The organism is Trebonia sp. (assembly GCF_030042015.1).
Classification (GTDB): domain Bacteria; phylum Actinomycetota; class Actinomycetes; order Streptosporangiales; family Streptosporangiaceae; genus Trebonia.
The window spans coordinates 1-16,606 of sequence record NZ_JASIAL010000228.1 but is presented as its reverse complement, the minus strand read 5'-3'; the positions used below and the strand labels follow the sequence as shown (position 1 = coordinate 16,606).

The 16,606-nt window shown below is 71.2% G+C and carries 15 protein-coding genes; 6 read left to right on the top strand and 9 right to left on the bottom strand.

All coding sequences use genetic code 11. The annotated features are described in order from the left end of the window. The first annotated feature begins 335 nt into the window (after window positions 1-335). The 4 genes from Q1N79_RS11930 to Q1N79_RS11915 all read left to right on the top strand — a co-directional run bounded on the left by Q1N79_RS11930 (window position 336) and on the right by Q1N79_RS11915 (window position 4,865). Window positions 336-1,112: a cupin domain-containing protein gene (locus Q1N79_RS11930; RefSeq protein WP_300608322.1), complete on the top strand. Its 777-nt coding sequence runs from the start codon at window positions 336-338 to the stop codon at window positions 1,110-1,112. Window positions 1,113-1,205: 93 nt separating this feature from the next. Continuing rightward, window positions 1,206-1,904: a TetR family transcriptional regulator gene (locus tag Q1N79_RS11925; protein ID WP_300608319.1), complete on the top strand. Its 699-nt coding sequence runs from the start codon at window positions 1,206-1,208 to the stop codon at window positions 1,902-1,904. Beyond that, the gene (locus Q1N79_RS11920; RefSeq protein ID WP_300608317.1) at window positions 1,904-4,114 is read left to right on the top strand and encodes an MDR family MFS transporter; all 2,211 of its coding nucleotides are present in this window, start codon (window positions 1,904-1,906) and stop codon (window positions 4,112-4,114) included. Before Q1N79_RS11925 ends, Q1N79_RS11920 begins: the two co-directional genes overlap by 1 nt. A 313-nt stretch (window positions 4,115-4,427) precedes the next feature. After that, window positions 4,428-4,865: a hypothetical protein gene (locus Q1N79_RS11915; protein ID WP_300608315.1), complete on the top strand. Its 438-nt coding sequence runs from the start codon at window positions 4,428-4,430 to the stop codon at window positions 4,863-4,865. Window positions 4,866-4,889: 24 nt separating this feature from the next. Here the strand turns inward: Q1N79_RS11915 and Q1N79_RS11910 are convergent, their stop codons facing one another. Then, window positions 4,890-6,044 carry a hypothetical protein gene (locus tag Q1N79_RS11910; protein ID WP_300608312.1) on the bottom strand — a complete coding sequence of 385 codons (1,155 nt, stop codon included), beginning with the start codon at window positions 6,042-6,044 and terminating at the stop codon, window positions 4,890-4,892. 88 nt (window positions 6,045-6,132) lie between these two features. On the opposite strand from Q1N79_RS11910, the gene Q1N79_RS11905 reads away from it, so the two are divergent. Next, complete coding sequence (locus Q1N79_RS11905; RefSeq protein WP_300608309.1) at window positions 6,133-8,340, top strand: hypothetical protein; 2,208 nt, start codon at window positions 6,133-6,135, stop codon at window positions 8,338-8,340. Here the strand turns inward: Q1N79_RS11905 and Q1N79_RS11900 are convergent. From Q1N79_RS11900 to Q1N79_RS11865, 8 genes are all read right to left on the bottom strand, one after another. After that, window positions 8,331-8,600, bottom strand: coding sequence for a hypothetical protein (locus Q1N79_RS11900; RefSeq protein ID WP_300608306.1), 270 nt, complete (start codon window positions 8,598-8,600; stop codon window positions 8,331-8,333). The genes Q1N79_RS11905 and Q1N79_RS11900 overlap by 10 nt on opposite strands. A 10-nt stretch (window positions 8,601-8,610) precedes the next feature. After that, window positions 8,611-9,201 (bottom strand): hypothetical protein, encoded by a 591-nt coding sequence (locus tag Q1N79_RS11895; protein ID WP_300608303.1) that lies wholly within the window; start codon window positions 9,199-9,201, stop codon window positions 8,611-8,613. Between the two features lie 2 nt (window positions 9,202-9,203). Beyond that, window positions 9,204-10,934, bottom strand: coding sequence for an Hsp70 family protein (locus Q1N79_RS11890; protein ID WP_300608300.1), 1,731 nt, complete (start codon window positions 10,932-10,934; stop codon window positions 9,204-9,206). Next, window positions 10,931-11,434, bottom strand: a complete 504-nt coding sequence (locus Q1N79_RS11885; RefSeq protein WP_300608297.1) for a hypothetical protein — start codon at window positions 11,432-11,434, stop codon at window positions 10,931-10,933. Before Q1N79_RS11885 ends, Q1N79_RS11890 begins: the two co-directional genes overlap by 4 nt. 28 nt (window positions 11,435-11,462) lie before the next feature. After that, window positions 11,463-11,849: a hypothetical protein gene (locus Q1N79_RS11880; protein WP_300608293.1), complete on the bottom strand. Its 387-nt coding sequence runs from the start codon at window positions 11,847-11,849 to the stop codon at window positions 11,463-11,465. A gap of 10 nt (window positions 11,850-11,859) precedes the next feature. Next, complete coding sequence (locus tag Q1N79_RS11875) at window positions 11,860-14,544, bottom strand: hypothetical protein (protein WP_300608290.1); 2,685 nt, start codon at window positions 14,542-14,544, stop codon at window positions 11,860-11,862. Window positions 14,545-14,661: 117 nt separating this feature from the next. Next, window positions 14,662-15,285, bottom strand: coding sequence for a hypothetical protein (locus Q1N79_RS11870; RefSeq protein ID WP_300608287.1), 624 nt, complete (start codon window positions 15,283-15,285; stop codon window positions 14,662-14,664). Continuing rightward, complete coding sequence (locus tag Q1N79_RS11865) at window positions 15,282-16,259, bottom strand: hypothetical protein (protein WP_300608284.1); 978 nt, start codon at window positions 16,257-16,259, stop codon at window positions 15,282-15,284. Before Q1N79_RS11865 ends, Q1N79_RS11870 begins: the two co-directional genes overlap by 4 nt. Before the next feature lie 105 nt (window positions 16,260-16,364). On the opposite strand from Q1N79_RS11865, the gene Q1N79_RS11860 reads away from it, so the two are divergent. Continuing rightward, the coding region (locus tag Q1N79_RS11860) for a hypothetical protein (protein WP_300608282.1) at window positions 16,365-16,606 on the top strand (242 nt) is incomplete at its 3' end.

Here is a 16,606-nt window from a genome sequence, read left to right as displayed (position 1 = left end):
CGGCCGGGATCGCCGGCCCGGGTGCCGCCGGGCATGGGTCTGCGCCGGGGCGTGACGGGGCGGCCCCGGCCGCGGCCGGCGCGCCACATGAACCAGAATTAACCACCAGGATCGCGCACGTCCGGGCCCCGCCGGGCTCGCCCGCCGCGCGCATTGGCGGTGGGGCCCACGGCGCCAAGCCTATTGGCGCCGGGGTTCCCTGCGCCAATAGCCGCCGGGACCTCGCCAGCCCGGCAGCACCCGAAACGGGCCGGGCTGGCAGGATGAGCTGTGGCAGTGCCGGGTCGTTTCCGGTCACTGACCGCTGCTTGCGGCGTCTGCGGAACGGAGGAGCGATGCCTGTGTTCGCGGTCACGACGGCCAAGGGCGCGAGCTGGGATCACGCCAGGGGCATTCGTGAGCAGCCCTTCTGGGACCAGCACGCCGCCTTCGCCGACGGTCTTGTCGACAGTGGGATCATCATCGTCGGCGGGCCGGTCGGCGGCGATGCCGGTGAGGACATCGCGCTGCTGGCGGTCGAGGCTGCCGATGAGGGCACGCTGCGGTCGATCTTCGATGCCGATCCGTGGGCGGTGCACCAGGTGTTCCGGATCAAGGACGTCCGGACCTGGGCGCTGTGGCTTGACGGGCGATCCCGCCAGCCCCTTCGGCACGCCGGTGCCGTGAACCCGGGCGGCGCGCGGCCGCGGACAGCCGAACTGCTTGACCTCGCGCCGCACCCCGAGGGCGGCTGGTATCGCGAGACCTGGCGGTCCGGCCAGCAGTTCCTGCCGGCCGGGTACCGCGGCCCGCGCACCGCGGCCACGGTGATCTACTTCCTGCTGCTGCCCGGCGAGGAGTCGCGCTGGCACCGGGTCCGCTCTGATGAGACCTGGCTGTGGCACTCGGGCGGGCCGCTGCTCCTGCTCGACGGCGGGCCGGCCGACCTGCCCGCGCAGCAGCCGGACGTCGTGCCGCTTGGCGCGGACCTCGCCGCCGGGCAGGTTCCGCAGCACGTGATCCCCGGCGGGCACTGGCAGGCGGCGCGCCCGGCGGCCGACAGCGAGGTGCTGGTCAGCTGCGTGGTCGCGCCCGGCTTCGAGTTCGCCGACTTCACCCTGCTGCCCGGCTGAACCCGCCAAGGTCTTGCGTCCCTTCCTTGCGCATGGTGTAATCATGCAGTAAATGCAAGTTTTTATAGGATGCAAGATTTCAGAGAGCGCATGATGACATCTGCAGGCACGCCGACCGGGACAGCACCGCCCGCCTCGCTGCGGGAGCGCAAGAAACTGGCCACGCGCAGGCTGCTGCGCCGGGTGGCGCTCGACCTGGTCGCCGAACGCGGCCTGGCGAACGTCACGGTCGAGGACATCGCCGCGGCGGCGGACGTGTCGCCGCGCACGTTCTTCAACTACTTCCCGTCCAAGGAGGCCGCGCTGTTCGGCGGGGCCCCGGACCGGGCGGCGGTCCTGCGCGAGCGCATCGCCAGCGAGGCGCCCGGCGAGCCGGCGATCGGCGTGCTGCGGGCCGTCATGTCCGAGGACGCCCGCGCGATGACCGGCGAGCTGCTGGCGCTCGGCGGCGACCCGGCGGACTGGCAGCGCCGCGTCAAGGCGGCGCGCGCCGACCCGCACGCGCGCGAGGCGCAGGCGGCGCAGATGGTGATGATCGAGCAGGCCGTGGCCGAAGGGCTGGCGCAGCGCCTGCACGCCGATCCCGAACGCGACCCCTACCCGGGGGTGCTGGCCGCCGCGGCCGTCGGCGTGATCCGCGGCTGCCTCGCGTTCTGGGCGGGCTCCAGCGGCACGGTCGACCTCGGCCAGCTCATTGACCGGGCATTCCAGGCGCTCGCCGCGGGGCTGCCCGAGCACGGCGCCCTGCGCCAGGTCGCGGCAGACGTGACAAAGAGGAAGGACAGCCAGTGATGGCAACACCCGCTACCGACGGTGCCGTGCCCGGGCTCGGCCGGCGCCGCATCCTGCTGATCATCGGCGCGCTGATGCTCGGCATGATGCTCGCCGCGCTCGACCAGACGATCGTGTCCACGGCGCTGCCGACGATCGTCGGCGACCTGTCGGGCGGCTCGCACATCGCCTGGGTGATCACCGCCTACCTGCTCGCCAGCACGGTGTCCACCCCGCTGTGGGGCAAGCTCGGCGACCAGTACGGCCGGAAGATCTTCTTCCAGGCGTCGATCGTCATCTTCCTGATCGGCTCGATCCTGTCCGGCATCAGCACCTCGATGATCATGCTGATCGCGTTCCGCGCCCTGCAGGGCCTTGGCGGCGGCGGCCTGATGGTCGGCGCGCAGGCCATCGTCGGGGACGTCGTCTCGCCGCGCGATCGCGGCCGGTACGTGGGGCTGTTCGGGGCGGTGTTCGGCATGGCCAGCGTGATCGGCCCGCTGCTCGGCGGGGTCTTCGTTGACTACCTGTCGTGGCGCTGGATCTTCTACATCAACGTGCCGATCGGCGTGATCGCGCTGCTCGTGGTGGCCAGCCAGGTTCCCGGCCAGCTAAGCAGGGTGCACCACTCGATCGACTACCTCGGCACCGCCGTGCTGTCGCTGGCCGCGACCGCGCTGATCCTGCTGACCAGCTTCGGCGGCACGACCTACCCCTGGCGGTCGGCCCCGATCTACATCCTCGGCGTGGCGGGCGCCGCGCTGATCGGCCTGCTGGTCCTGGTCGAGCGGCGCGCGGCCGAGCCGGTGCTGCCGCTGCACCTGTTCCGGCTGCGCACCTTCTCGGTGACCAGCGCGGTCGGCTTCATCGTCGGGTTCGCGATGTTCGGCTCGATCACCTACCTGCCGGCGTTCTTCCAGGTCGTCCGCGGCGCCTCGCCGACCGTCTCCGGCGTGTACCTGCTGCCGATGATGGTCGGCCTGCTCGCGGTCTCGACGGCGGCCGGCCAGATCATCTCGCGGACAGGCAAGTACCGGTTGTTCCCGATCGCCGGCACGGCGGTGATGACCCTCGGCCTGTTCCTGCTGTCGCGCATGGGCACGGGCTCGACCACGCTGGCGGACGCGGCCTGCATGCTCGTGTTCGGGATGGGCATCGGCGGCGTCATGCAGGTGCTCGTGATCATCGTGCAAAACGGCGTGCCGCACAGCGAGCTGGGCGTCGCGACCTCAGGCGCCACGTTCTTCCGCTCCATCGGCGGGTCGTTCGGCACCGCGATCTTCGGCGCGGTCTTCTCTAACGTGCTGGCCGGGAACCTGGCCAGCCACCTGCACGGGCTGCCGCTGCCGGGCGGCTTCAGCAGCGCGGACGCCACTCCGGCGCTGCTCAGCCGCCTGCCCGCCGCGGTCCACCACGGCTACGTGGCCGGCTACGCGCAGTCGATCCAGACCGTGTTCCTGGTCGCGGTCCCGGTCGCGGCGCTGGCGTTCCTGGCGACCTGGCTGATCCCGCAGCTAGAGCTCAGGCGGTCGCCCGGGCCCGCGCCCGGGTCCTCGCCCCAGGCGCCCGGGTCCTCGCCCGAGGCGCTCGACGCGCCCGAGGCGCCCGAGGCAGCGCCCGAGGCCGCGCCCGTCGCCCCGTTACGCCTGGCCCCGTGCCGCGGCCCAGGCTGCCGCCGGCCTGGCCGGCGGCAGCCCGAGGCGGTCGCGCAGCGTCGTCCCCTCCTCGTACGAGGCACGCAGCACGCCCCGCTCCTGCAGCAGCGGCACGACCTTGGCGGCGAACTCGTCAAGCCCGGCCGGGATCAGGTGCGGCACGAGGATGAACCCGTCGCAGGCGTCGTCCTGCACGCTGCGGTTGATCGCCTCCGCCACGGCAGCGGGCGTTCCTGTGAACGTCTGCCGCCCGGTCACCTCGATGATCACGGGGCCGTGGCCGAGCGAGGCCGGCAACCAGTCGGTACACAGCCTGGCCACCCTGCTCGCCGACCTCGGCACGATCTGCCTGAACACCATCGCACCCGCGGACCCCGCCACCCCGGCTTCCGGCTAGTCACCACTCCTACCGCTCTTCAGCGGCAGGCCCTCGAGCTGCTCGGCGTCAGCCAGCCCCGGAGGCAGTGCTCACCGCGCCCGCCACCGTTCGCCCCGGCCGCGGAACTGGTCGGCTGGACGTCGATCGCCTGCGCCAACCCGCTACGTGCCGGAACAATACGGCAGTTACGTCTTTGAGCCTGAAATGCTGATAGTGGGCCATATCCGTAAACCGGCATGTGCGATCCAGCGTCTCTAAACCAGCCGGACAAGGCGGCAGCGTCCAGGGGGTGGGGGAATGCCATCTATCAGTCAGGAACTGACTATCAGTCAGGAACTAAGGTCAACACCCACGTCGCTCTGGTACCGGGCTAGGCGCGACGCGCAGGCGGAGCGGGCTCAATTCGCCTCTGCCGAGCCTGTGCACGAGCGATGGCACCGCAACCAAGAGAGACAGCCGATTGCCCGCCGGGCGGGCGAAGGCCCACCGGTAATACCGGGTGCCGCTCTCGTGGCCGAGGCGAAAGTCATCGCGTTCTGGCCTTACCGGGAGGGTGTCATCAAGATCGCCGACGCCTTCGACATGGCGCCCTTCGAGTGGGCCGCCGCCTACCTGAGAGCGCTCGCCGCCTGGGCGGGCGATAACCGGCCGCTGGCGGCGTGCCATCCCGCGGGCCCGCCGGGGTGCATGGCCGAGGACATGAAGGTGCTCGCGGCCAGACGCGGGCACTGCGCCGGCGAGCCGGCCGGGACGATTCGCGCGGCTCGCCTGGCGGAACTCGCCTGCACGGTGATCAGCCTCGTCCTCGACGACGCCAGCATCACCCCGCTCGGGGCGTTCAACTCTGTCCGCGACGAGGTGCACCAGTTGCTCGCCGGGCCATCCGCCTCGCTTGCGGGCCGGGTCGTCCATTCCGGGGCGGGACTGTCCGGCCGGGTCAGTCACTGAGGCGAAGCGAACTCGGCACGGGCCTCAGCACAGGCTTGGGACCGCGGTGCCGACGATGTCCAGGACCTCGTCCACCAGGCGGTCCAGCGCCGCAGCGTCCGCCAGGACGGCCGCCACGACGTCGCCCGGGTCCCCGCCCGCGAACTCGTCGCTTAGTGAGTCTTCGGATACGAAGCTGGCGGTGAGCGCGTCCGTGACGACCTGCTCCGGCTCGCCGCCGTCGGCGAGCCCGTGCCTGATCAGCTCCAGGCACGCGGACGCGACTTCTGCCAGCCGGGTATCGTCTCGCTCGTGACCCGGCACCAGGTCGAGGTACGCCGCCTCGTCGGCGATGGCGCGGCCCGCGCCGAGCCAGTTCTCCCTCGCGACCGGTGCCCACTTGCGCCCGAGCGGCGCTTCGACGTACTTCTCATACCAGGCTGCGTCGTAGTCCTTCATGGTCGCCAGGACGACCTCGAGGTCGCCGGCGACGGCTTCGTCACCAGGTGTCCCGGCCGCCGGCCCGGCGATCGCCGCGTGGTCCTCCGCCCAGGCGCCCAGCGGCCACAGTCCCGCGCCCGCCGTGTGCCGGACGCCGGCCCACTGCAGCACGCGGTCGGCGAGCGCGACCAGCCACCGGTCGTTGCCCAGTCGCATCGCCAGCCGAGCGGGGACGCGGACGCGCTGCTGCGCGCCCATCTCCCTGGCCCGGCGAACCCGGTGCCCGTCCTTGATCGCGTTCGCCATCCGGACAGTGATCCAGCCCTCCAGGTTGGAGATCGGGCGGGTGTAGCCGAGCAGCGCGGTGACCACGGATTCCAGGTCGTCGGTGAATCCGTCGGCGCAGTCGGGTGCCAGTCGCCGGACTTCGGTCGCGCACCAGCCGTGACCCTTGCGCGCCTCCAGCGGCCGCGTGTGCCGCTCCCACACCAGTGGCAGCGCCACCTCGAACGCCTCGGAACGGAGCCGGGCCACCTCGCCGGGAACACTGGCCGCCTCGTGCAGCCCTCCGCAGGCGGCCAGAGCCCGGAGTGACAGCGGCTGCGGGACAGGCTCTAGACGGAACGGCATACGAACCTGGGCGGCTGGCACGTTGCCGCGAGCAGGGACGGCGGCGACCGCCGCGGCGTGCGGGACCGCACGGGCAGGCGCGAAGCAATCGGTTGCATAACGAAGGACAGTCCCCGTGTTTGTGTTCACAGAAGTAGTTTGACTACTTTACTAGCTCGAAGCAATAAGTTTCTAAGCTTTTATTGCTATCGAAGTAGCCGTCGTCTATGCTTGGGTGGTGCTTCCGCTGACCGCATCAATGCCTGATCTCGAGGTCCCGCGATCCGATGTCGTGGCCGTCCGCATTGCCCGCAAGCTGGGTCCGCTGTTCGGCGTCGTCTGGGAGCAGAGCCCCTTCGGATGCACATGGGTGTGCGACTTCGCCCGGATTACCCTCACCGAGATCGCCCGGGGCGCTCCCTATCCGGCCCGCGACGTCCAGGCAGAGCTGGACGCCGGGGCCGCGCACGGCGGGGCGGAACCCGGGAACGCCGAACCCCACGCGTGGCTGCCGGCGGGCCGCGCGGTCTGGACCCCCCGCCGGGGCCCGACCCCGGCCTCGATCGCTCACGCGACATTGAACCGCTACGGTCCTGACACCAAGGCCGCCGTGGTTCTCGCCGGGGCGAACCGCCTGTTGCAGGACGTGACCGCGGCGGTCGCTGAGGTAAGTCGCTATCTCGCCAGCGAGAACTCGAGCACCGAGATCCGGCTCGCGGTCTGGGCCGGGCTCGTGCTCGAGGCCTTCCGCGGCCAGCCTGCGCTGGTCGCGGCGGCGATCCAGGCACGGGCGATCCAGCGGGCGCTCACTACCCCGTGGGGACAGCACCTGTGGCTGCCGGGCCTGGCCGATTCGGCTCGCTGCGAGTTTGGCGCTGCCGTCGAGGGCGGGTCGGCTGCCGACTCGCCTGGGCAGGAGCCAGCCAGCCCGCAGCTTCCGACGAGCTTCGACTTGGTCGACGTCACCTTGCCGATGCTCGGCCTGCCGCTCCCCGCCACGGACGGGACGTTGCTCAGCCAGGGCGAGATGCTCGACGACATCGCGACGCGGTGGTGCCACAGGCTCCTTCAGATCGGATACCCAGGGCGGGGCATCACGTGGGTGGACGAGGCGACGCCCGGTCACCGCAGCGTCCAGACCTATGTGCGAGTTGGCTCAGCGATCGCGCCATTCGTCGCCGAGGTCTTCTCGGCGCTGCCGATCGCGGACAGTCCCGGCAAGCGCGTCTATCTGGCGCAGGTTTCACGGCTGCTGACCGGGATCGACGTGGGTCGGCTTTCGCGGCTCTCCCGGCGGGCTCACCTGATCACTGCGCACGTGCTGGCGAACTATCTCCGGTTCTACGACGACCTGCTGGTGGCCCAGCCCGAATTCCGGGCGGCGACCCGTGCGCTATGTAATGACGCCGCGAGCGCCGCCGCGCGATGCCTGGGACCGGATGACCCGGCGACGCTGCTGCTCGTCGGCTACGCCGCGTACTGCGAGGCGTGGGACCTCAGTCGTTCGGGAAACCTTGAGTCGGCAGAGCGGGCCGCCGCCGCCGCGAGCCTGGCCAAGCAGCTGGACCGGCTGACGCACGCCTGGCGGGCAGGCGTGCTCGACCCGGGAACCGCGTCATACCTGCTGGAGATCGGGGTCATGGCGCTATCCCGGCTGGATGCGGCGGAGGGCGACCTCGCCGGCTTGTGGCGTAACGCGATGCTCGCGCGCGGCGTCGATCCTGAGCGAGACCTAGACGACCCGGCGACGCTGCCCGCTCCGCAGCGGTATCACCTGCAGAACTATGCGTCCTTCCTCGCCTCGCAGGCCGCGTCGGCTGACGGCCTGCGCAAGGCGCTGGCCGCAGAGCGCGCGTGCGTCCAGGTCAGGGAGCAGGTAACCCAGGGCGAGCTCGCCGAATACAGTGCCAAGTTCACGAGCGCGCGTACCAGCCGTCAGGCGGCGGTGGCCATCGTGGGCAGGCTGCTTGCCCACCTCGATCCGGCCGGAGGCACCCCGGCGCAGGCCGCGGAGTATTGCGACTTGCTCGCCGAGGGCGTCGGCCATGCACGGGCGGCCATCGGGAACCCCGCCACGGCGACGATGCTCGCTGCTGACCGCGCCGATCCCGAGCTTGTCCGCCTCGCCGTAGCGGTGCTGCCGATCGTCATCACGGCATGGGAATTGCAGCAGCGCGACAACAGCGCCGCGGTGTTCGTGGACGGCGCGCTGCTCGCTGACGTTGACAGGCTGCTCCGCGCGACCGCAGACAGCGCCGTGGAACTGGGTCCCGCGCTGTCCGCGGCAGACCTCACCGTTCTCGTCGACATGCGCCGCCGCCGCGGTGCCGTCAGCTCTGTCGGCCCCACTGGTCCTGCCGATCCCGAAGGCCCCACCGATCCCGCGGGTCCTGTCGGTTCCGCAGCCCCCGCGCGGGCCGCGAAGGTGACCGCGCGTCAGTCCTGACCGGGCCGCGCGAACCAGAGTTCCCAGCGCTGGCGCAGCCAGCGGTCGAGCGTAGCCTGATCCTCGAAGTGCATTCCCAGCCTCGTGCTCATGAACTCGGGCGTGATTGCGTGCTCGCGAATGGCCTGGTCGAGTTCGGTCGGCAGCCACTCGAGGTAATATGCGCCGCCCGGCCCGCACAGCATTTGCGCCGTCTCAGCGGCCTCGCCGTCAAGGCCGCACCAGTCATCAAGGAAGTCGCACAGGCGCTCGCTAAGCATCTGTTACTCCTCATGGGCCAGGAAGCGGGCCCGGGTCTGGATAGCAGGTATGCAGGTACCAGCGGCCATCGCTGTGCCTGCGGTAGACGGCGACCGCCTGGCCATCGTCGCCCCACGCAGTGAGCTGACGCCCGTGCGACGCGCGGGAGCGACCGTAAACATCGTGGCGCCAGTTGGGCCCGAGCACCTGGGACAGCGGTGCCCGTACGGTGAGGCTCTGCCTGGCCGGCTGTCCCGCGCGCAGCTTGGCCTCGATGTCGCCGCGTACCTGCTGTGCCTGGGGTGTACGCCAGAGCCTATCCGCCGTGATCACGCTCGCAGCGTCCGATTGCCACCGTGTCACGTTCTCGGGAATGAAGCCTTCGTCATGCCCGCGCGTGTTTACCCCCTCCTTCGCCCGCCGCCGCAGTTGCTCGTCGGAGGCGTCGACGTGCTCGGTGAAGGCATGACCCAGCCTGCTGTCCGTCCGCTCCTTCTGCCGCGATAGCTCGGCGCGGCGGCTGATCTCCGCCGCGTCCGCGACCCGGTCCAGCGGGCGGTGCTGTGCCCGATCAGCCGCTTGACACTGATCGTTGTCGCGCCTGTGCTCTCGCTTGCGCACCCTCAGCTCAACAGCAGGTAGGCGTGGACTCTGAGCTCGCGCTCAAGCGCCGACCTGCAGTCCGCTTCGTCCTGCGGCCCGGCACCTTCGAGCGCGGCTATCAGCGCCTCTAGGCGCCGCCTGTCCTCGTCTGTCACGAACGGGATCACCTTGTCCCTGGCCTTCTTGACCGCGCTCACCGAGGCGGCGCTCAGCGTCGATGGCGGCGAGCCGTCGGCGTGTCCGTTCGGCATCGGTGCTGTCCCGCTCATTAGCTGGTCCACCTCACGGCGCAGGTGCGGCAACTGGGACCGGTCCTGGGCGGCGCCGAAGCTCAGCTCCTCCGCCATGAGGATCCGTCCGGACCGCTTGTCCTGAACGGTGACGTGCAAGATGCCGTCCACGTCGTACAGGTAGGTGATGTCGAAGGCAGAGTCTTGCTTGAGGCGCTTTTCCGGTAGCGTCACGGTCCAGTCCTTGAGGATCACGTTGTCCTCATGGCCGATCGGTTTTTCCGGATCACCCTCGATGACCTGGACCGCGACCTCCTCCTGGAAGTCGTTGGCCGGGGTGTAGCCGTCGGTCGCCCTGGCCGGGTACTTGGTGTTGCGGCCGATGAGCACAGAGAACTCCCCCTCCCGGGGAGCGTCGTCGTTGTGCACCACGGTGCCGAGCGCGTGCTCGGTGCCGACGAAGAACTGCAGATCGGTGATGATGCCCTGGAGGATGGCGTCGGCGATCGCGGCTCCCTCGGCGATCGCGGTCATCGGGTCGACCCTGGTGTCGGGCTCGACGCCCACGATATCCGCGACCATCCGCTGCACCGCGGGGATCTTCGAGCTGCCGCCGACCATGACCAGGTGATCGATGCGCCCAGGGCTCTCCCGCAGGCAGGTCTCGACAGGCTCGCGGGTGCGCTCGATGAGCTGCCGCACGGCCTCCACGAACTGGCCGCGGGTGACCTCCATCGAGCCGCCCCCTGGCAGCGGCACGGGCGCCAGCTCAGCGGACGACAGCGCGATCTTGGCGCGCTCGAGGTTGACGCGGAACAGTCCCTCTTCGTGCGGGCGCCATGAGCCGGAGCCCGGGATTCGCGGCAGCAGTGTGTCCATGAACTTCTTGTCCAAGTCGATGCCGCCCAGGCGCTGGATGCCCTTGGACGACTGTTCGATGAAGATCCCGTCGATGGCCTCCAGAACGGTCACGTCCAGCGTGCCGCCGCCCCAGTCGAAGACGAGGATCCGCTGGTTCTGACCGATCGCCCGGGCATGCGCCATCGCGGCGGCGGTGGGTTCGTTGATCAGCGCGCTCACCTCGATGCCGGCCAGGCCCGCGGTGAGCTTGGTCCGGTAGCGCGCCTTGCCCCTGCTGTTGGCCGGGATCGTGACGACCGCGCGGTCGAGCCGCTCGAGCAGCCCGCTGACCGCCGCCCGCTGCTGTATGTGCCGGAAGAACGCTGCGGCCGCGGTCTCCACCTTGAGCTTGCGATCGCCGATGACCACCTCGTCCTCGGTGGCGAACAGCCGCTTGACCGCCTCGAGCTTGGCTCCCTCGCTCGTCTTCGCCAGCCAGCCGAACAGCGGCCGCTCAGCCCCGTCGAATCCGATCACCGAGGGCAGCACCTTGTCAAAGCCGGTCCCCTGCCACTCGCCAGGAAGCTGGTCGTCCAGGATGATCGCCTCGGTTCCCGCCGATGTAGCCCGCGCCAGCACGCTGTTGGTCGTTCCGAAGTCGATTCCGTACGCGACGCTCACTGCGCTACCTCCCAGGGGGCCCGCCGCTCGTCTGGCATACCCGGCCGTTCGGCCGCGACGTCCGCCCGCCGGATGCTGCCGCGCCTGATGACCCGCCCGGTGACCGCGTCCATGTAGGCGGGCTCCAGGACCTCATAACGTCCGCCGAGGTCCTCCACCATTTCAAAGAGCAGGTCTCGCTGGGGATGGTCGGGATCGACGATCCGCTGCAGCGAGGCCTGCTCTATCCAGCCGCGCACGACCTTGCCCACCGAGTCCGCGTCAGCCCCCGCGGTCAGCGCCGCGTCAAGCTGGACAAGCTGCGTGAGGTGCGCCATCCGCTCGGACACCGCGGTGACCACCTGCTTGCGCAATCCCTCGTAGGCCTCTGCCGCCACGTTCGTCGTCGGCTCCCGCACCATGAGGATGACCTCCATCTTCTCCGCGCGACGGTCGAGCTGATCTATCTGGCCGGTGATCCGCTCGACCGCGGCACGCAGTTCCCGCCACCGCCTGGTCATCAAGGGTTTCCTCCTCGGTTCTCGTGTGTCAGGGCGGTGGCAGCGCGATCCTCGCCGCGCGCACCGTCACTAGGTGGCGGAGGTACTCGCGTGCCGCCGCGTGCCGCAGCGTCTCAAGCGCCGCGTCCCGGTCCCCGCCGGCCGGGGCCAGCCGTTCCGGCGGCGGGTGCAGCACGCCCTTTCCCTCCCCCTGGAACGCCTCCGGATCGGCCGGGATCCGGTATATCTCCATGGCGGTAGCCGGCTCGCTTATCGACACGTCGATCCGCTGGAGCGCCCATGTCAGGTCCGTCATCAGGTCGAGGTCCGCGCCATCGCGGCTGAGCGCGCGCGCCTTCCTCGCGAACGCGGCGTTCGCTTCCGCCCGAGAGGCCCCGAACGGAATGCCCAGGATCACGTAGGGATTGCGGTCCATGACGGTCACCTCACAGGCTTGGCCGTAGCCGGGCGATTTCCGCTGACCAGTCACTGACCATGCTGGACAGCAGGGGCTGGAATTCCTTGCCGGCGTCGTTGAGCGGCAGTTCGCCGATCAGGTTCAGGTAGGTACGCAGCCTCCTGACCAGGGGATCGAGCTCGTCGTCCATGATGTCGCGCTTCATCCGCGCGATCGCGTACTGATTCTGGTAGTCGACCCGCGCGCGCTGCACCAGCGCGTTGAACCGCTCCGTGGCGTTGTCCCATTCGCGGATCATGGACAGGGCCACCGCGCGGGCCGTGATCACGACGCACTTGGTGAGCTCGTTCCGCACGAACTCCTGCTCGGCTTCGGTCAGCTCGGACTGCCGCTGCGTATACAGCCGCACGGTGTCGAACAGCATCCGCTGCTCGTAGTCGCGCGACACGCATCCGTCGTGCTCGGACAGGTAGACAGCGGTGTGCGTGGCCGCCTGCGCCGCAAACACGAGCTGGTAGGGCAATTCGAGCACCCCAGCCGACAGCAGTGCCTCGATCGTCGGTACCAGGCCCAGTGCCTCACCGAAGTCGGTATGCACGGCATCGTCGAGCAGCTTGACGAACCGGTACAGCTCCTGCCGCGCCCAGACGGGCGGGGAGGGCCGCCCGGCGAGGACGCCGAGCAGCTTCGCCACGTCGGAAAGGTCCTCTTTGTAACCGTCGGTTCTGGCCCGGGCCCAGGTGCGCCGGTACCGCGCCGCATCGACTTGTCCAGATCCCTCAGAACGGACGATGGCGTCTCCCGCCAGCCAGGCCGTGTCCTGGATGCAGGCCAGCCGCAGCAGCTTGCGGTGAAACTCGTCGGGTTGGGGAAGTGCCAGCGCCTCACGGACCAGCGACCGGAGTGCTTCCGGGTACTGCGGCGACTCGGCGTCCTGCATCCACAGGTCGACCGCTCGCTGGAAGGCGCCAGAGCGCACCGCCTGGTCCTGCTCAGAGCGGGTAATCCGAGCCAGGTAGGGCAGCGCGGCCACCGATCCCAGGCTGGCCGCGACCACGCTCGCGTTGACCAGCAGGCCGGTCGTGTACCTGCCGCCAAGCGCCTCGTCCAGCGTCTGCAGCGCGCTCATCGGCTGCCCCTGCTGGAACTGGCCGTACGCGACCATGTTCAGTGCCTCATCGCTGGTCACCTCGAGCGCGGTGCGAGCTGCCAGAGCCTGTCCCGCGGTGATCGCCTCGGCCCAGCGGGATTCGAACAGCAGGCACTGGATCCCGCACAGGTCCAGCCAGTCGGCAAAGCGCTGGTAACGTCCGGCCAGTTCGCCGGGGAGCCGCAGCGACCCCTGTATGGCACTGCGCCACAGCAACGGCCAGCAGGTCGGGTCGGCGGCCAGGTCTGCGGGCAGCACAACCTCTTGTCCGGACTGGACCGCGGCTCGCACCGCGGCTAGCTGGCTCAGCACGGCCCGCGCCGCCGGGCGCAGTCCTTCCAGGCCGGCCTGACCGACGCCGGACCGCCATGCGGCGAGTGCGCCGTAGTGCCGCACGGCGTCGTCGTCGGCGGGGAGCGCGGCCAGCTCGGCGGAGTTCCCGGCCAGGTAGTAACGGCGCGCGAGCTCGGCGGTGAACCGGGCCTCGTTGAGGTCGGCCGCGCTCGCCTCGCCCGGGATGAGGCGGCAGCGCAGGTAGGCCGCGTTCGCCGCGTTCCATCCTGGCTGGCTGGCCAGCTCAGGCGATATCGCGCCCCGCTCGATCATGTCGTCGAGCAGCATGGTCGGCACCAGTCGCAGCACATCCACCTTGGCGGCGCAGTCCGCGCCGGCGCTCACCCGGAGGTAGGTGTCGAGCGTCCAGGCGGTAGGCATGCTGTCCGGGAACGGCGTCGCCGGAGGCCGCAGGTCCGCGATCGCGCTCGCCCACCCGGCCAGCGACCCGCCGGCGCCCTCCACCGCGAGCGCGAACGGCAGCAGCGGCGCGATCGGGTCAGCGGTACCCGGCGCGGCGAGGGCGGCGTGCAGCGCCTGGGCGTCCAGGTCCGCCGCCGCGAACGGCGCGAGCTGAGCGGCGGCCCGGATGCCCAGTGGCCCGTCCCGCAGCAGGTCAGCCACCCGGCTGAGCAGGAATCGCACACGGAGCGGGTAGCCCTGCGCCGGCAGCCGCTCCAGCCAGCCCAGGAGGGCGGGGGTGTCGCCCGCGGCCGCCGCGGCGCGCGCCTGGTACCAGCATGTCTCCTGCGCCGGCAGGCCCAGGCTGGCCAGCATCTCATGGCCGCCGAGCGCCAGGGCGTCGAGGGCAGCGGCACGGCGGGCGCCCATGCTCACCATGGCGTGCTGGAGTGCCGCGGTGGCGACCGCCTCCGGGTTCCACTTGGCCCGCAGCACCTCGCCCTGCTGTGCCCGCAGCGCCTTCCACAGCCGTCCGGCGGCTCCGCAAACCGCAGGACCCGGGACGTCGACGGCGCTCGCGGCGTCGAAATCGGCCAGCGGCATCTCGGCGGTTTCGTCGCCCTTCACCAGGATCCGGACGCCGTCGGCGGACTCCTGTAGCGCGACCCCGTTGCGGTGCCCCAGCCGTCCCTTGACGGCGACAACCCGGCCGATCCTGGTCGGCCCCAGGTACGGCGGCTCAAGCGGCGTCCCGCACCGCCCGCAACAGTTGTCGCCGCGCTCGGCCCGCGCGCCGCAGGCACGGCACCAGGCCGTTGCCGCGGTCATGGTGGACATCCCCGCCTCCCGTCCCCGACCATCGGTCGGCAACGTCCCATCTACGCGTATATCTGACGGACACGGGCGCCCCGCCCGGGACCGGCGACCCACAGCGGCGGCCTGGCGTCAGCTGCCTGATAGGCCGGCGAGGAGGCGGGCGAAGATCGCGACAACATAGCCGGCGAGGTCTCCTGTGCCGGCAGCCAGCGGCTCGAACGTCATGCGCAGCCCGGCGACCGCGAGCGGGTCGGTGTCCCGCGGTGCCGCGAACACCGGGACCGGGCCTGCGGGGCCGCCATCGGCCGCCGCGCGCGCGGCGGTGTCCAGCGCGTCATCGAGCGCCGACCTGGCGTCGAGCAGGTCGGCGGCCGGGTCCGTTGGCAGGCCGTCGGCCAGCACCAGCACCGCCGGGGGCAGGCAGCGGACGCCATCCGCGGTGAGCCGCGACGCGTCGTGCCTGACGGAGTCCGCGAGCAGCCGCAGCCCCGCCGCCAGCGAGGACATCCCGGCGGGCGTTACCGCCGGGATCAGCTCGATGTCCGCGGGCTCCGTCAGCCACACCAGCGTGTCCGCTCGCGTGCCGTACGCTAGGACCGACATCTGCAGTCCCGGATGGCCGGCGGCCGCGTCGATGAGCTGCGGCAGCGCCCGCTGGCTGGCGGTCGCGAACCCGCCCCGCAGGGTCGAGCCCGACGCGTCGATCACGACGTACACCGGCCGCACCGCGCCGTCGGCCGGGTGCGCGCTCATTCCCCGGTCCAGACGGGGACCGGGGTCCCGCACTCGACGATGCCGTCGGCCAGGGTGACGGGCATCGCCCAGACACTGCCATTGCCCGCGAGCGCGAGCCAGCCGGGATCTTCTGGCCGCTCCCGCGGCCCGTCCGCGGCCAGCACACGGGCCGGCGGCTGGTGCCGGATCTGCTGAGGCCGGTCGACACTGTGCCACTGCGTCCGTCCGTCCGCCGCCGCGCGCACGTCCACGCTGAGCAGTTGGCCTCCCGCGGTGGCCGCGATCGCGAACGGCGCCGTGCGCAGGCAGGCGACGGCCGCCGCGACCGGGACGGCCGGCGGGTTCAGGTCGAACCAGCCGCCGCACTCGTTCACGGTCAGGTCCCAGCGCGCGGCAAGCAGCCGCCCCCGGTCGGTGCGGCAGAGCAGCCAGCCGGTACGGCTGGTCTGGCGGCAGCAGTCGAGGCCCGCGAGCTTCTCGCCGTCATCGCGGGCCCACGGGACCGGGACGGCGCCCTGAACAGTTCCCCAGGCCCGTTCCTCGGCCAGCGCTAGGTTCATGCGATCGGACGTCCACAGCACGCAGAGCCCGCCGTCCGGATGTCCGAAGGCCACGACCGGATAGCGCGCCTGTCCATCCGCGGGTGGGATGGCGAGCAGGCGGGGATCGCCGAGGCCGGGCCGGGCCCCGTGCAGGCGGAGCGCGCGGCCGCGGACGCCGTCGTGGTCGGTCCAGACCACGAAGCCGGGCGCGGGCTCAAGCGCGAGCGCGACGTCGCGGGACAGCGGCGCTCGCACCGTGGCCACCCGCCGCCAGCGACCGCGGGCGGGCGCCTGGACGCCGTCGATCACGAACACGCCGCTCGCGGTGACCGCTGCGAGCACTGGCCCGCCGTCAGGCCGGACGGTGACGCGCAGCGTGGTCGGCGGCCCGGGCTCCTCGGACGGCCCGCGTGGCTCGCTGTCAGGCTCGTCGTCTGCCGCCGCGGCCAAACCCAGTTCGCCGTCGGGAAGATCTCGGTTCAGTGCCAGCGCCCACGCGGATACCGCCCAGCTCGCGGCCTCGGTCCGGCACGCGCACAGGTCACAGAGCCGGGCATGCGCCTCGGCCGCCTCGCCCCGCTCGATCAGGGTCGGCAGCCCGGCCGCCGCGCCGAGCGCGAGCAGCAGGGTTCGCCGCGCTGGTGTACGTGTGGGCCGAGGCGATCACCGGACCACCGCCTGGCCGGGCGGGCCGAACTGCGCCGCGCCGACCTGGCCGGCGAGCCGATGCCGCACTGGGCCGGAACACCAGACCCGGCTGCCGCCGCCCACTGGACCGGCACCGACACTCCCGCCCC

Excerpts from the sequence above, each read along its gene's own strand:
- Q1N79_RS11870 (WP_300608287.1), bottom strand. The coding sequence starts at position 15,285 with ATGAGCGCGCACCCGGCCGACGGCGCGGTGCGGCCGGTGTACGTCGTG.
- Q1N79_RS11930 (WP_300608322.1), top strand. The coding sequence starts at position 336 with ATGCCTGTGTTCGCGGTCACGACGGCCAAGGGCGCGAGCTGGGATCAC.
- Q1N79_RS11925 (WP_300608319.1), top strand. The coding sequence starts at position 1,206 with ATGACATCTGCAGGCACGCCGACCGGGACAGCACCGCCCGCCTCGCTG.
- Q1N79_RS11920 (WP_300608317.1), top strand. The coding sequence starts at position 1,904 with ATGGCAACACCCGCTACCGACGGTGCCGTGCCCGGGCTCGGCCGGCGC.
- Q1N79_RS11900 (WP_300608306.1), bottom strand. The coding sequence starts at position 8,600 with ATGCTTAGCGAGCGCCTGTGCGACTTCCTTGATGACTGGTGCGGCCTT.
- Q1N79_RS11880 (WP_300608293.1), bottom strand. The coding sequence starts at position 11,849 with ATGGACCGCAATCCCTACGTGATCCTGGGCATTCCGTTCGGGGCCTCT.
- Q1N79_RS11885 (WP_300608297.1), bottom strand. The coding sequence starts at position 11,434 with ATGACCAGGCGGTGGCGGGAACTGCGTGCCGCGGTCGAGCGGATCACC.
- Q1N79_RS11875 (WP_300608290.1), bottom strand. The coding sequence starts at position 14,544 with ATGACCGCGGCAACGGCCTGGTGCCGTGCCTGCGGCGCGCGGGCCGAG.